The sequence below is a fragment of the Gordonia sp. NPDC057258 genome (genome assembly GCF_042668985.1).
GTDB classification, from domain to species: domain Bacteria; phylum Actinomycetota; class Actinomycetes; order Mycobacteriales; family Mycobacteriaceae; genus Gordonia; species Gordonia hongkongensis.
On record NZ_JBHUXZ010000038.1, the window covers coordinates 14,519 to 28,598 of the forward strand.

The window sequence follows — 14,080 nt, forward strand, 5'->3', positions numbered from 1 at the left end:
GGGCGGGAGGACAGTGATGACCGATTCGCCGAGCGGGTCGGTGTATTCATCTGTGCGCGAGCAGCTTCCGCCGCGCAGACCCGACGTTCTCGATCGCCGCGGGTTCCTTCGCGTCGCCGGTGTCGCCGGAACCGCCTTGCTGGGCACGTCCGTGCTGGCCGCATGCGGTGGTGGATCATCGGACACCGCCAGCACGATCAAGGCAGCCATCGCGGGTGAGCCCGATCAGCTCGATCCGCAGAAATCGAGTTCCTACTTCACGTTCGAGGTTCTCGAGAACGTCTTCGACACCCTCGTCGAGCCCGACGAGAAGCTGCAGATGCGGCCTGCCCTGGCCGAGAGCTGGGAGGTCAGCCCCGACGGCCTGCAATGGACGTTCACGCTGCGCTACGGGGTCATGTTCCACAACGGCGACCCGCTGACCGCGGCCGATGTCGAATACTCCTTCCGTCGGATCATCGACGAAGAGCTGTCCAACGCATACAAACTCGATGCCATCGCCTCGATCACCGCGCTCGACGAACGCCGGGTCAGGTTCACCGTCAGCGCGCCGACCCCCAATCTGCTGACCAGCATCGGCGGATTCAAGGGGTTGGCCATCGTCAACCGCCGCAACGTCGAATCCGGTGAGATCACGACCAGGCCGATCGGCACCGGGCCGTTCTCGTTCATCTCCCGGTCGCCGGGCGCATCCATCGTGTTGGCGTCGAATCCCGACTACTGGGGTGGGGCGCCCGCCGTCGACGGGGTCCGCTACAGCTTCATCTCACAGGGCACCACCGCGGTGTCCGCACTACGGTCGGGTGAGATCGATTGGACCGACGCCATTCCCGCCCAGCAGCTCAGCATCCTGCGCCGCGACGACACACTCGATGTCGGGACCGTGGTCGCCAACGACTACTGGTACGTCACGATGAACTTCGACGCCCCGCCGTTCGACGACACCCGGGTCCGCCAGGCGGTCGCGTATGCGATCGACCGGGACTCGATCGCGCAGGTCGTCGGATACGGGACCGCGACGCCCAACGAGCTCGCGATCCCCTCGACCAGTCCCTGGTTCGCACCCTACGACCGCTATACCGCCGGACTCGACCGCGACGCCGCCGTCGCGAACGCCAGAGACCTGCTCCGGCAGGCCGGCATCCGCGGACTCGACATGCGCCTGATGGTGACCACCGAGTATCCCGAGACGGTGACGGCGGCGCAGGTGATCGCGTCGAACCTCGCCGACGTCGGGATCGACGTGCGGATCGAACAACTCGACTTCGGCGCGTGGCTCGATCGCCAGGCCGCCGGCGACTTCGACGCCCTGCTGCTCGGCTGGCTGGGCAACATCGACCCGGACGACTTCTACTACGCCCAACACCATTCCGAGGGCACGTCGAACTCGCAGAAGTACTCGAACCCCGAGGTCGACGCCTTGTTGGACCGGGGTCGAACCGAACTCGACGTCGAGGCCCGCAAGCGGATCTACGCCGAGGCCGCGAGCATCATCGCCGACGACGTGAGCTACCTCTACCTCTACAACCCGTCGTCGACCCAGGCTTTTGTGACGCGGCTCCGGGGATATGTCGTCCGACCCGACAAGGCCATCCGGTTCCGCGATGCCCGGCTGGAGAGGAGCTGAGATGACCGCGTTGCACTCGCCGCTGGCGCGCTTCATCATCGTGCGGCTGCTCTACACGGTCGCGGTGTTGCTCGGCGTGATCGTCGCGGTGTTCTTCCTGATGCAGGTCGTGCCCGGTGATCCCGTCCGCATCGCGCTCGGCACCCGCTACACCCCGGAATCGTATGAGGCGCTGCGCAGCGCCTCCGGACTCGACCAGCCGCTGGCAGCACAGCTGGTGAACTATGTCGGCAGTGCCTTCACCGGTGACCTGGGTGTCAGCTTCCGCAACAGCGAACCGGTCACGACGATGCTCTTCGATCGGCTTCCCGCCACGATCACACTCGCGACCGCGGCGATCGTCGTCGCGTTGCTCATCGCCGTGCCACTCGGTTTCTGGGCCGCGCTGCGGGAAGGTCGGTTGGCCGACAACGTCATTCGCGTGGTGAGCCAGTTCGGGATCTCCGTGCCCGACTTCTGGATGGGCATCCTGCTGATCGGTCTCTTCTCCACCGCGCTCGGCTGGTTACCGTCGGCCGGGTACCAGCCCTTCGCCGACGACCCACTCGGTTGGCTCGAACACCTCGTGCTGCCGGCGATCACGGTCGGGGTCGTGACGGGGGCGATCATGACGCGGTACGTGCGCTCGTCGGTGCTCGACGTGGTGAACGCACCGTTCGTGACGACGGCCGAATCGAAAGGGCTGAGCACCAAGCGTGTTCTCCTCGATCACGTCGGACGCAACGCGCTCGTACCCGTGCTGACCATCTCCGGTATCCAGTTCGCAGGTCTGCTCGGTGGTGTCATCGTCGTGGAGGTCGTGTTCGCCTGGCCCGGACTGGGTCTGCTGGTCTACGACTCGGTCGCCGCGCGCGACTACCCGGTTCTCCAGGGTGCGATCCTGCTCATCGCGGTGATCTTCCTGGTCGTCAACCTCGTCGTCGACATCCTCTACGCCGTCATCGATCCCAGGATTCGACTGTCATGACCCTCACCTCACCCGACCCGCCGGAGCCCGGTACCGGAGTCGACGACGAACCGGCCGGCACCGAGCTCAACAGCGGAACGTCGACCGATTCGGCCTGGCGATTGCTGCTACGCAACCGCACCTCGGTGATCGGGCTGATCATCATCGCAGTCGTCCTCGTGTGCGCGGTGTTCGGTCCGCTCATCGCTCCATACGGCGCCAACGAGATCGACGTCCCGAATGCGCTGCAGGCACCCAGTTGGTCCCATCTCTTCGGGACCGACGACCTGGGTCGCGACGTCTTCTCCCGGGTGGTGCTCGCCGCGTCGGTGAGCATGCGCGTGGCGGTCATCGCAGTGGCGATCTCCCTCACCGTCGGCGTGATCCTCGGTATGGTCGCCGGTTTCGCCGGTGGCGTCCTCGACACCGCGCTCATGCGGATCGTCGATGTGGTCTTCTCTTTCCCGGTACTGCTACTCGCGCTGGCCATCGTCGCCATCCTGGGACCGGGAGTCACCTCGGCGATGATCGCGATCGGCGTCGTCTACATACCGATCTTCGCCCGGGTGGCGCGCGCCGACACCCTGCGTGTGCGACAGACCCAGTACGTCCAGGCGTCACGCACGATGGGTGTGGGGACATCGGCCATCCTCATGCGGCATGTGCTGCCCAACATCTCGGGTCCGGTCATCGTCCAGACCTCCATCTCGCTCGCGTTCGCGATCCTGTCGGAGGCGGCGCTGTCGTTCCTCGGTCTCGGCGTCCAGCCGCCGGACCCGTCGTGGGGCCGGATGCTCTTCGACGCACAGGGGTTCATCACCACCGCCTGGTGGATGGGCGTGTTCCCCGGTCTGGCGATCCTCTTGACGGTCTTCGCATTTAACCTCGTCGGCGACGGCGTACGCGATGTGCTCGACCCGCGCCAGCGCACGCTGCTGCGCAACCGCGGGTACGAACGCAAGTCGCCGACGGTGACCACACCGTCGACCTCGAAACACGTCGACTCCGACGGATCGGTGCTGCGCGTAAAGGACCTCGTCGTCGGTGTCGGTCCGCGAGAGATCGTGCACGGCATCAGTTTCTCGGTCGCGCCGGGTGAGACGCTCGGGATCGTCGGGGAGAGCGGTTCGGGCAAGTCACTGAGCGTGTTGTCGGCGACCGGGCTCTTCGACGCGCCCAGCGCGTACGTCCGCGGGTCGGCCCGCCTCGGTGACACCGAAATAGTCGGCGCCACACCGGCGAAACTCCGGGCCCTCCACGGTTCGCGAGTCGGCTTCGTTTTCCAGGACCCGTCGTCGAGCCTCAATCCCCTGCTCACCGTCGAACAACAACTGACCGAGGGTCCGCGCCGGCATCTCGGCCTCTCGCGGGGCGAGGCGCGCGAACGGGCCCTTACCCTGCTGCGCGACGTGAACCTGCCCGACCCCGAAAGCCGTTTGCGCGCATACCCGCATCGGTTGTCCGGCGGCCAACGGCAGCGCGTCATGATCGCGATCGCGTTGGCCTGCGATCCGGAACTCCTCATCGCCGACGAGGCCACCACCGCACTCGACGTGACCACGCAGGCACAGATCATCGACCTCGTCGCGAAACTACAGCGCGAGCGCGGTATGGCGGTGGTCTGGATCAGCCACGACCTCGGCGTCATCGGGCGGATCGCCGACCGGGTGATGGTGCTGCGATCCGGCCGGATCGTCGAGAGCAATGACGTCACAACGCTGTTCGACGACCCGCAGGACGAGTACAGCCGCACACTGCTGGACTCACGTCCGCTGTTGAGCAAGGTCACCGAACGTGATGGCGCGTCGCCTCTTCAGAAGCGAACCGACGCCGACCCACTGCTCCGCGTCACGGGGCTGGGCGTCGACTATGTGGTCCGCGGCCCGTCGGGGCGCCGGGTGGTGCACGCCGCCGACGGGGTCGACCTGCAGGTCGCTCGTGGCCGGACGCTCGGGATCGTCGGCGAATCGGGATCGGGGAAATCGACCGTGGCCGGCGTGATCACCGGCCTCATCACGTCCGCCCAGGGCACGACGGTGCGGGGCAGCGTGACCGTCACCCTCGACGGCCGGAGGGTCGAGGCCATCGGGGCGCGCGGTGCCGACGAGGCCCTGCTCCGACGCCGCGTCGCCATGGTGTTCCAGGACCCGGCCGCCTCGCTCGATCCGCGGATGACGGTAGCGGCGTCGATCGCCGAACCGCTGCGGACGCACGGCCTCACCGACGGCCGGGACGGCACGCGGAGTCGTGCCGAAGAGTTGCTCGCCGACGTCAGCCTCGACACGTCGTTCCTCGACCGCTATCCGCACGAGATGTCCGGCGGCCAGCGGCAGCGGGTGAGCATCGCCCGCGCGCTGGCGTCCGACCCGGAGGTCCTGATCCTGGACGAATCGACGGCATCGCTCGACGTGTCGGTGCAGGCCAGCGTCCTCGACCTGCTCGCCGAGCTCCAGCGTCAGAAGGGGCTGACCTATCTGTTCATCGCGCACGACCTGGCCGTCGTCGAACAGATCAGCGACACCGTCGCGGTGATGCAGGACGGGAAGGTCGTGGAGAGTGGACCGGCGTCGACCATCCTCCACGACCCCGCGACCGACTACACCCGCGCGTTGCTCGCGGCCATCCCGCCGGAGGTCCCGCAGCGGGCCTGACCCGTCGACTGTGCGTCGCAACCCCGCCACGCCCGTCGGCACGGTTGCCAGGGCGTCGTCGGCTAGGGTGTCAGCGTGTCTCGACCCGACCCTGGTGACCACCTCGAGAACGCCGTCGGGCCCGACGGCCCCGTTCGCGATGACGACGAACCGAGCCACGAGGACTTCGCCACACGCCATGCACCGATGCCGATCGAGCTGCCCCTCGACGACGAAGAGGCGTCGACGAATGTCGGCCTGAAGACCCAGCTGGTGCGCTTCGTCATCACCGGCGGGTTCTCCGGGCTGCTGGACTTCGGGCTGACGATCCTCCTGCAATACGGTCTGGACGTCCCGTTCTGGCCCGCGAAATCCGCGGGATTCATCCTCGGCACCACCGTCGCGTACCTGCTGAACCGTCGATGGACGTTCCGAGCCGAACCGAGCATGGCGCGGTTCGTGTCGGTGGTCGCGCTCTACGTGGTGACCTACTTCGTCAACGTCGGCATCTACACGCTTCTCTCGCATGCCTGGCAGGAGACGCTGGTGTACAGCTTCGCGGCGTACGTCGTCGCCCAAGGCACGGCGACGGTCATCAACTTCGTCGTCCAGCGGATGGTCATCTTCAAGATCCGCTGACCCGAGAACGCACGGTCAACGAAAGCGGACGCCCAGTCGACGGGCAGGGTCAGAACTCCTCGTCGACGTCGGAGTCACGGGCGGCGCGCTCACCGCGGTCGAGGGTGGCGAGTTCGGCCAGGTCGGCGGGGTCGAGAGCGAAGTCGAACAGGTCGGCGTTCTCCACCTGACGGCCGGTGTGCGACGACTTCGGGACGACGCTGATGCCGTTCTGCACCGACCAGCGCAACGCGATCTGCGTCGGCGACTTGCCGTACTTGCGCGCGATCCGGAGGATGACCGGGTCGGCGAGCAGGCCTTCCTTGCGGCCGGTCGGATGCCACGCCTGAGCATGAATACCCTTGTCGGACATGAACTCCCGCAATTCGGTCCGTGGCAGTGAGGGAGAGCACTGGATTTGATTCAGAACCGGCCAGCGTCCCGTCTCGTCGAAGAGCATCTGCAGGTGGTGCTGTTTGAAGTTCGAGACGCCGGGTGTGCGGACGTATCCCTCGTCGGCGAGCGTGAGCAACGCTTTCCAGGAGTCGACGGTGCGGCCCAGGCTCGGGCACGGCCAGTGGATGAGGTAGACGTCGATATGCGCGACACCGAGCCTGCGGGCGCTCTCCTTGGCGGCGTTGATCGCCTCGTCGAAACCCTGGTCGCCGCCGCTCAGCTTGGTCTGCACGACGATCTCCTCGCGCGGGACGCCGGTGCCGTGCAGCCCCATCCCGACACTCAGCTCATTGCTGTACCGGGGCGCGGTGTCGAGGAGGCGGTATCCGGACTTGATCGCCGAGCTGACGGCGCTGACAGCCGGCCGGCCGAGCATGTTGTAGGTGCCGAGCCCCACCAGGGGGATCGAGGTGCCGTTGCTGAGCTCGACCGAGGGGATGTCCACCGCATCAGGATATGTCGACAACCGCATCCTGCGCCGCCGGTCGATCTGGAACGCTTGACCGATGAGCACCGGAGACGACGCGTCGTACGACGACATCGTGGTGGGCGCGGGACACAACGGCCTGACCGCTGCGGCCTACCTCGCTCGTGCCGGCCGGCGTGTGCTCGTCCTCGAGAAGGCCGACCACGTCGGCGGCGCCACGGTGTCGGCGACGCCGTTCGCCGGTCTCTCCGCGCGGTTGTCGCGGTACTCGTACCTGGTCTCGCTGATGCCGAGCCAGATCATCACCGACCTCGACCTCGACGTCACACTCATCCGACGGCGCTATTCGTCGTACACGCCCCTGCCGTCGGATCCGGCGCGCGGCATCCTCGTCGACAACCTCGATGACGATGCGACGGCCGCGTCGTTCCGGCGGGTGACCGGCTCCGACCTCGGTTTCACCGCGTGGCAGTCGTTCTACCGTCGGCTCGGCGTGGTCGCCGACCGCGTCTTCCCGACCATGACCCAGCCGTTGCGGACCGCCGCCGACATGCACGACATCGTCGTCGGCCCAGACAAGTCCACCACCGACACGTCGACCGCCGAACTGTGGGAGGCGCTCACCACGCTGCCGCTGGGCACGCTGCTCCGTCAGTACTTCGACGACGACCTGATCCGCGGGATCGCCGCCACCGACGGACTCATCGGCACCTTCGCCGACCTCGACGATCCGTCCCTGCGCCAGAACATCTGCTTCCTGTACCACGTGATCGGCGGCGGAACCGGCGACTGGGACGTCCCGGTCGGCGGGATGGGCGCGGTGTCGGGTGCGCTCTACCAGGCGGCGACCTCGGCGGGAGCCGAGATCAGAACGGGCGTCGAGATCACCGGCGTCGATCCCGGCGACGGGACCGTCGAGACGACGAGCGGCACCTTCCGCGGTTCGATGCTCTATGCCGCGTGCGCGCCGCAGGTGTTCAACACGTTCCTCGACGGGACGCCGATCCCCTGCGAGCCGGACGCCCGCGGGTCGCAACTCAAGATCAACCTGCTGCTCGACCGGTTGCCGCGACTCCGCGACGGGTCGACCCCGCCGGCGTCGGCATTCGCCGGGACCTTCCACATCAACCAGACCGCCACCCAGCTGCACGACGCGTGGCGGCAAGCGAATCGTGGTGAGGTGCCGGAGGTCCCGCCGTGCGAGATCTACTGCCACACGCTCACCGACCCGTCGATCCTGGGCCCGGAGCTCGCGGGCAAACACACGCTGACGCTCTTCGGGCTGCACATGCCAGCAGACGTGTTCGACGAACCCGGCGCCGTCGAACACGCCGTCGGCGCGACCTTCGCCTCGTTGAATTCGGTGTTGGGGGAACCGATCCAGGCGGTGATCGCGCACGATGCCAACGGCCGGCCGTGCATCGAGGCGAAGACCCCGCAGGACCTCGAGGACGCCGTCGGACTGCCCGGCGGGCACATCTTCCACCGGCCGTTGCAATGGCCGTGGGCCGAGACCGTGTCGGAAGTCGGCCAGTGGGGCGTGGAGACCCCGCATCCGCGACTTCTGTTGTGCGGCGCGGGCGCTCGTCGCGGCGGCGGGGTCAGCGGTATCCCGGGCCGTAACGCCGCTGCGGCAGTGCTGGGTGCGGATGCGCTCGAGTCGCCTCGTTAGACATCACGGCCGGACCTCCACGCCCGGTCAGTCACCCTCGATCTTCTGCGCATTCGCCCACCGGCGTCCCGGGTCGCCGCCCCACGCATCCCAGGCCACGCGTCCCGCTGACGGGAAGCCGTCCTCGCCGTTGTTGAACCCGGTCGCGTTCTTGTCCACCTCGTGGCGAGAGAAGTAGTTGCGCATATTCTTGATCTGGTCGTCGTCGACGTCCTTGCCGTCGGCCAACTGGTGGGCCCGGTGGCGGCCGGTGTCGGTGAACCCCTTACCCGCCTTGCCGTCGTCGATCCATCGCACCGCGCGCTGGGCAGCCTCCTGGACGTCCTTGGGTGGCTTGTGACTCATCTGCCGCGCTCCTGTCGTCGGGTCGTGAGATATCCGCGTGCCCGTCGGAGCCTGACGTCAAACCCGTCGACGGGGCCCTACGCGCGCACCTCGGCGAGGGGGCGGTCGTCGGCGATGGTCGCCGTAGCCCGATCCGCCACTCGCGCAGGTAGCGACACGAACGGCGTCGGCCACCAGAACCAGCGACCGGACAGTCGCGCGATAGCCGGCATCACCAGCGTGCGGACGAGAAGGGTGTCGATCAGCAGTCCGATCGCCACGGTCGTGCCGATCTGTGCGACGTTGTGTGCGTAGCTGGCGAGCATGGCCAGCATCGTGATCCCGAAGGTGAGTCCGGCCTGGGTGACCACGCTGCCCGTGCCGACCATCGCGCGGATCAGACCGGTTCCACCGCCCGCGCCGTACTCCTCACGAAAACGGCTGACCAGCAACATGTTGTAGTCGGCACCCACGGCGACCAGAAAGGTGAACGCGATGGGCGCGACCGACCAGTGGAGCGGATTGCCGATGAGACCCTGCCACAGGAACACCGATACCCCCATCGCGGACAGGTAGGAAAGCCCGACGGTCCCGATCACGGCGAGTGCCGCGACCAGACTGCGCAGCAGGAACAGGACGACGCAGAACACGAAGGCGAAGGCGGCGACGACGATCGCGATGAAATCCTCGTGCGCGAACGACTCGATGTTGAGGAGCGTGCCGCCCGGCCCGCCGATGCTGACGGTCGATCCCGCGAGCGAGGTGTTCTTGATCGCCGCGAGTGAAGTCGGGATCACCTCCGCGCTCACGTCCATCGCGTCGCGGCTGAAACCCTCGCGCTGCGGGGTGACGATCATCCGCGTCGCCTTGCCGTCGTCGGAGAAGTAGTACGGGATGCCGCTCTGGAAGAGCGGACTCTCCAGCGCCTGGCTGGGCAGGAAGAACCCGCCGGCCCCGGGACTGCCCGCCGAGTACGCCCCGCTGACCTCGTCGAGGAAGTCGGTGATCTCGCCGACCTGCGGGAGCAGCGCACCCAGCGTCGTGCGCAACGGCCCGATCAGCTCGCGAATGTCGGTGACCGTGGCGCGCAGCGTCGGGATCTGCGCGGCGGCGGTGGGCAGCGCATCGCCCAGGGAACGAGTGCCGCTCGCCAGTTCCCGCACGGAATCACGCAGTGTGGGAACGTCGTCGAGCACCGACAGTCCGGTGAGCGCGGTACGGCACGCGTCGACACCCCGGCACTGCGGGACCGATTCGACGAGTCCACGCACCGGCGCGATCCCCGCCGACAGTTCGTCGACCTTGGTGAGTGTCGACTCGCTCGTTCGTTGCAATTGCGCAGTGGCATCGGACAAGGATCCCGCGCCGGCCGCCCCTTGCCGCAGCGCGGTGTCGAGGCCGTCGATGGCGGTGTCCAGGCGATCGACCGTTGCACCGATTGCGTCGAGATCGGAGATGCGGTCGCGCAGAAGCGATGTCATCTGACCGAATCGGTTACCGATGTACCCGGCCTGCGACGTGAGAGTTCCTTGGTCGAGCGTCTGCCCGAGGGGGCGGGTGATCCCTTGGACCGCGTTCACACCGTCGATCGAGGCGACGGCGTCGGTCATCTGCGCGAGAGCGACCAGATCCGCCGCATTGCGCATGTCATGGTCGGACTCGACGATGAGCACGCTCGGCGCCATGATGTTGGGCGGCAGGTGCCTGTCTGCCGCAGCGAATCCCACGTTCGCCGGTGAGTCCCCCGGTTGGGCGCGACGTTCGTTGTAGCTCGGCGCGTACATGGCGAGCGGGATGATCATGACCGCGAGCACCGCGAGTGCGGCAGCGAGTACCGGGCCCGGCCAGCGGGCGACCGTGGTCCCGATCCGGCGCCAGCGTCGTGGCGACGCCGACTCGCGCGGCTCCACGAACTCGAGCCTGGTGGCGAGGGCCAGGACCGCGGGGCCGAGGGTGAGTGCAGCCGCGAGGGTGATGAGAATGGCTATGGTGCAGGGCAATCCCGACGTGCTGAACATCGCGAGCCGGGTTGCGGCCAGGCAGGCCATCGCACCCGCGACGGTCAGCGCCGAGGCGATGACGATGTGCTGGACGCCGGCCAGCGCGTCGTAGTAGGCGTCTTCTCGGTCGCGACCCTTTCGGCGCGCCTCCTGATATCGGCCCACCAGGAAGATCCCGTAGTTGGTGCCCGCGCCCAGGACGATCACCGCAGACAGCGCCGCGGCGAAGATCGAGACCTTGATGACCTCGTTCCCGGCCAGGAAGGAGATCGTTGCGCGGGCCACGGCCAACGCCAGCCCCACCCCGAGCAGTGGCACCATCGCGGTGACGACGGACCGGTAGACCAGCAGCAGCACGGCACCGACCAGCAACGCGCACACCGACACCAGCAGGATGATGGAGTCGTTGATCGCGACCATCTCGTCGTTGACGACCGCCGACGGCCCGGTGACGTGCACGGCGATACCGGGTGGCGGTGTCGACGCGGCGACCGTGTCCCGCGCGGACTGGGTCGACTCCATGGCCAGCGCGGTGCCCATGTTCCCGGCGAGATTCACCAGGACGTAGGCAACGTGACCGTCGGAACTCTGTGCAGCCGGAGCGAGATCGGGATTCGACCACAGGTCCATCGCGGAATTGACGTGTTCGGTGTCCGCGGTCAGCGCAGCCAGCAGGTCGTTGTAGTAGGTGCGGGCGTCGGGCCCCAGCGGTTCGTCACCCTCCATGAGTACGTAGACGAAGTTGTTGCTGCCCCCGCCGCCGAAGTACTCGCCCATCTTGACCAGCGCCTGCACCGACGACGCCTCGTCGGGCAGGAAAGACTGCGCATGTTCGGTGACCGTCGATTCCAGCTGGGGCACAACGATGTTGAGACTGCCGGCGATGAGCCACCAGATGACTATGACCGGCAGCGAACAGGCGTACAGAAAGCGTGCGAACCGCGGTCTCGACGATGCCCTGTCGCGCAGCACCTCGCGGCGTACGGGCCGCCGGATCTCGGCAGAGAGTCCCTGTAGGAGTCGAGCGAACCGCTCGCGTCTGGTGGTCATCTGCCGCTCCCCTTCGTCGGTGCTCATCTACGCCACCGGGACCAGACAGTTGGCGGCCGTGCTGCCGTCGGCGCCCGAGCCGGTCTGCCTTACTCGCTCGAACCCGTTGACCCGCACCGCGCATGACACCGCGCCGCGACCTGACGATTGAGTGAGCACACCGATGGACGTCGTCAGTTCGCGCGTACGGAGCACCATCCGCCACGGAACGGAGACCTTGTCGTCGACGACCCGTCCCCCGGGCTCGATGTAGGACACCCGCGCTGACGAGCCCGCCGGGCCGGTCACCACGTACTCGATCGACTTGTCGCGCACGACGCCCGCCTCAGGCGCCGCCGGCGAGTGGCCGATCGCCCGGTCGGGGATCTCACTCAGGCGCAGCTTGCCGACGTAGAACGCCGACACGGACATCACCGCGATGAACACCCACACGATCCACCACGAGCCTGCATACGCAACGGACTTCTTCATCGGACCCCCATCGACATCAGGCATCCGCGGCTCGACCTGGCCTTATGCCTGCCGAGCCGCGTTCTGCCTGCCAGTGGCAGGGACTCTATATGTGACATCGCACGTTGGCAAGGTCCACCGAACGCCCGCGTCTTGCTTCGAAGCCATCCGACGCAGACCTCCGCCATGAACTCCATGCGTGATGGCCGTGACCCCTTCTTCCGGGGGTGGTGAGTCACGTCGCAAGGCGCGACCATGGGCTCCTCGCGAAGCGAGCAGGGTGCGCCCCTGTGACGGAAGGCCTTGCCATGACCACGAGCCGATTCCCCTTGACCGAACTCGCCGACCTGCCGGATGACCTTCGCGATCGCATCCAACCCATCGCGGAGAAGTCCGGTTTCGTCCCCAACATCTTTCGCGCGCTGGGGCATCGCCCGAACGAGCTACGAGCGTTCCTCGACTATCACGACGTCCTGATGGAGGAACCGGGCCCGCTGTCGAAAGCCGAACGCGAGTTGGTCGTCGTCGCCTCGTCCGGAGCGAACAGATGCATCTACTGCGTCGTCGCCCACGGCGCCATCCTGCGCGTGCGATCCAAGGATCCACACCTCTCCGATCACGTGGCAACCAACCCTGCCGGAGCGGTCCTGGATGAGCGTCAGCGCGCGATCGTCGATCTCACTCTCGCCCTGACCAGGACCCCAGAACTGTTCGCGGACAGCGACATGGCTCGCGCCCGGCAAGCGGGGCTCACCGATTACGAGATCTGGGACGTCGGGGCGATCACTGCGTTCTTCGCCGCGTCGAACCGACTCGCACACCTGACGGCGGTGGCACCCAATCACGAGTTCTATTCCATGGGTCGGTGACTCGGGACACGGCCGGATCAGCTCACCGCGGATCGAGCCGGTACAGACGCAAGTGAGCGGGTGTCACCACACGGGGCTAGGTGGAGCTCAGTGCCGAGACGAGCACCGACACGAGCCTGGGTATCGCGGTTCGATCTGCCGACGCATGCGCCGGGTCGAGCTGCCCGATCGACAACCCCCAGCAGTCGGGATCTTGTAGCAGCGCGCCGAGTGCCTGTCCGAGTATCGCGATGGTCGGCCCGCTGTTTCGGCCGTTCACGTTCTCGGCGATCGGCGCGTCCAGAAAGTCGAGTACGTCGACATCGAGATGCACCAGGAACGGTCCGGACGCCAGAATCCGGCGGGCGTCGGCGGCCGCACCTCGGGGGTCGTCGCAGAGCGCGGTCTGATCGACGACCGCGATTCTGTGTTCTGCAGCCTGTCCGCGTTCCCAATCAGTTGTTTCTCGACTCAGATCAACGCCGAGGTAGACCAGCTCCGACGGCTGCACAACGGTGTGCGGTACATCAGATCGACCAACTCCGGCGCGGCCCCCTCGAGACCCAGCGCGTGTGCCATCCCCATCCAGCTCAGTGAGCCCTCCGTCGTCGAGCGGGGGGTGTTGAGATCCAGATGCCGGTCGATGTAGACGAGCCTGGGCCGTTCTCCGGCACGTGCCATCGCGTCACAGAGTCCGACGGCGACTGTGCAACTTCCGCCGAGCACGAGCAGACGTTGCTCCGCTGCGAGCAGGCTCGCCGCAGCGGTGGAAAGCTCGACGAGTGCATCCGCCTCTTCGCCGAGGTTCTGCGCGAACGGTCGCTCACGGTCGGGAAACCACAGCCGTGTCGTCAGATCGCCGGCATCGACGACGTCCGTGCCTGACGCCCGCAGCTGTTCGACGAGGCCGGCAGCTCGCAACGCGCCGGGCGCTCGTTCTACACCCACGCAGTAGGCGCCGGCACTACTGGGCACACCCAGCACCGTCGTTCTCATCGAGTGCCGTCGACTGAGCTGGCGTGAGCTGGCTCC

The 14,080-nt window shown here is 67.1% G+C and carries 12 protein-coding genes; 6 read left to right on the top strand and 6 right to left on the bottom strand.

Annotated features, from left to right (window positions below; genetic code table 11):
- Positions 1–16: 16 nt before the first annotated feature.
- The 4 genes from ACFUEJ_RS20445 (at position 17) to ACFUEJ_RS20460 (ending at position 5,842) form a co-directional block, all read left to right on the top strand.
- Positions 17–1,627 carry an ABC transporter substrate-binding protein gene (locus ACFUEJ_RS20445; RefSeq protein WP_388031488.1) on the top strand — a complete coding sequence of 537 codons (1,611 nt, stop codon included), beginning with the start codon at positions 17–19 and terminating at the stop codon, positions 1,625–1,627.
- Position 1,628: 1 nt separating this feature from the next.
- The gene (locus ACFUEJ_RS20450; protein WP_388031490.1) at positions 1,629–2,594 is read left to right on the top strand and encodes an ABC transporter permease; all 966 of its coding nucleotides are present in this window, start codon (positions 1,629–1,631) and stop codon (positions 2,592–2,594) included.
- Positions 2,591–5,224: a dipeptide ABC transporter ATP-binding protein gene (locus tag ACFUEJ_RS20455; RefSeq protein ID WP_388031493.1), complete on the top strand. Its 2,634-nt coding sequence runs from the start codon at positions 2,591–2,593 to the stop codon at positions 5,222–5,224. The genes ACFUEJ_RS20450 and ACFUEJ_RS20455 overlap by 4 nt, the downstream gene beginning before the upstream one ends.
- Positions 5,225–5,299: 75 nt before the next feature.
- Positions 5,300–5,842 carry a GtrA family protein gene (locus ACFUEJ_RS20460; RefSeq protein ID WP_374100780.1) on the top strand — a complete coding sequence of 181 codons (543 nt, stop codon included), beginning with the start codon at positions 5,300–5,302 and terminating at the stop codon, positions 5,840–5,842.
- Positions 5,843–5,891: 49 nt separating this feature from the next.
- Here the strand turns inward: ACFUEJ_RS20460 and ACFUEJ_RS20465 are convergent, their stop codons facing one another.
- On the bottom strand, positions 5,892–6,722 hold the full coding sequence (locus tag ACFUEJ_RS20465; RefSeq protein WP_159369843.1) for an aldo/keto reductase: 831 nt from the start codon (positions 6,720–6,722) through the stop codon (positions 5,892–5,894).
- 61 nt (positions 6,723–6,783) lie between these two features.
- Between ACFUEJ_RS20465 and ACFUEJ_RS20470 the strand changes: the two genes are divergently transcribed.
- A complete protein-coding gene (locus ACFUEJ_RS20470; protein ID WP_388031496.1) occupies positions 6,784–8,376 on the top strand; it encodes a phytoene desaturase family protein in 1,593 nt (530 codons plus the stop codon).
- Positions 8,377–8,403: 27 nt separating this feature from the next.
- Here the strand turns inward: ACFUEJ_RS20470 and ACFUEJ_RS20475 are convergent, their stop codons facing one another.
- From ACFUEJ_RS20475 to ACFUEJ_RS20485, 3 genes are all read right to left on the bottom strand, one after another.
- The gene (locus ACFUEJ_RS20475) at positions 8,404–8,721 is read right to left on the bottom strand and encodes a hypothetical protein (protein ID WP_311277553.1); all 318 of its coding nucleotides are present in this window, start codon (positions 8,719–8,721) and stop codon (positions 8,404–8,406) included.
- 77 nt (positions 8,722–8,798) lie between these two features.
- Entirely contained in the window at positions 8,799–11,777 is a 2,979-nt protein-coding gene (locus ACFUEJ_RS20480) for an RND family transporter (protein WP_388031499.1), read from the bottom strand.
- Complete coding sequence (locus ACFUEJ_RS20485) at positions 11,778–12,221, bottom strand: MmpS family transport accessory protein (protein WP_388031502.1); 444 nt, start codon at positions 12,219–12,221, stop codon at positions 11,778–11,780.
- A 287-nt stretch (positions 12,222–12,508) separates the two neighbouring features.
- Here ACFUEJ_RS20485 and ACFUEJ_RS20490 point away from each other — a divergent pair, with 287 nt between their 5' ends.
- Entirely contained in the window at positions 12,509–13,069 is a 561-nt protein-coding gene (locus tag ACFUEJ_RS20490; protein WP_388031504.1) for a peroxidase-related enzyme, read from the top strand.
- Between the two features lie 76 nt (positions 13,070–13,145).
- On the opposite strand, the gene ACFUEJ_RS20495 is transcribed toward ACFUEJ_RS20490, so the two are convergent.
- Positions 13,146–13,559, bottom strand: coding sequence for a hypothetical protein (locus tag ACFUEJ_RS20495; RefSeq protein WP_269553590.1), 414 nt, complete (start codon positions 13,557–13,559; stop codon positions 13,146–13,148).
- On the bottom strand, positions 13,520–14,023 hold the full coding sequence (locus ACFUEJ_RS20500; protein WP_388031507.1) for an arginase family protein: 504 nt from the start codon (positions 14,021–14,023) through the stop codon (positions 13,520–13,522). Before ACFUEJ_RS20500 ends, ACFUEJ_RS20495 begins: the two co-directional genes overlap by 40 nt.
- Between the last annotated feature and the right edge of the window lie 57 nt (positions 14,024–14,080).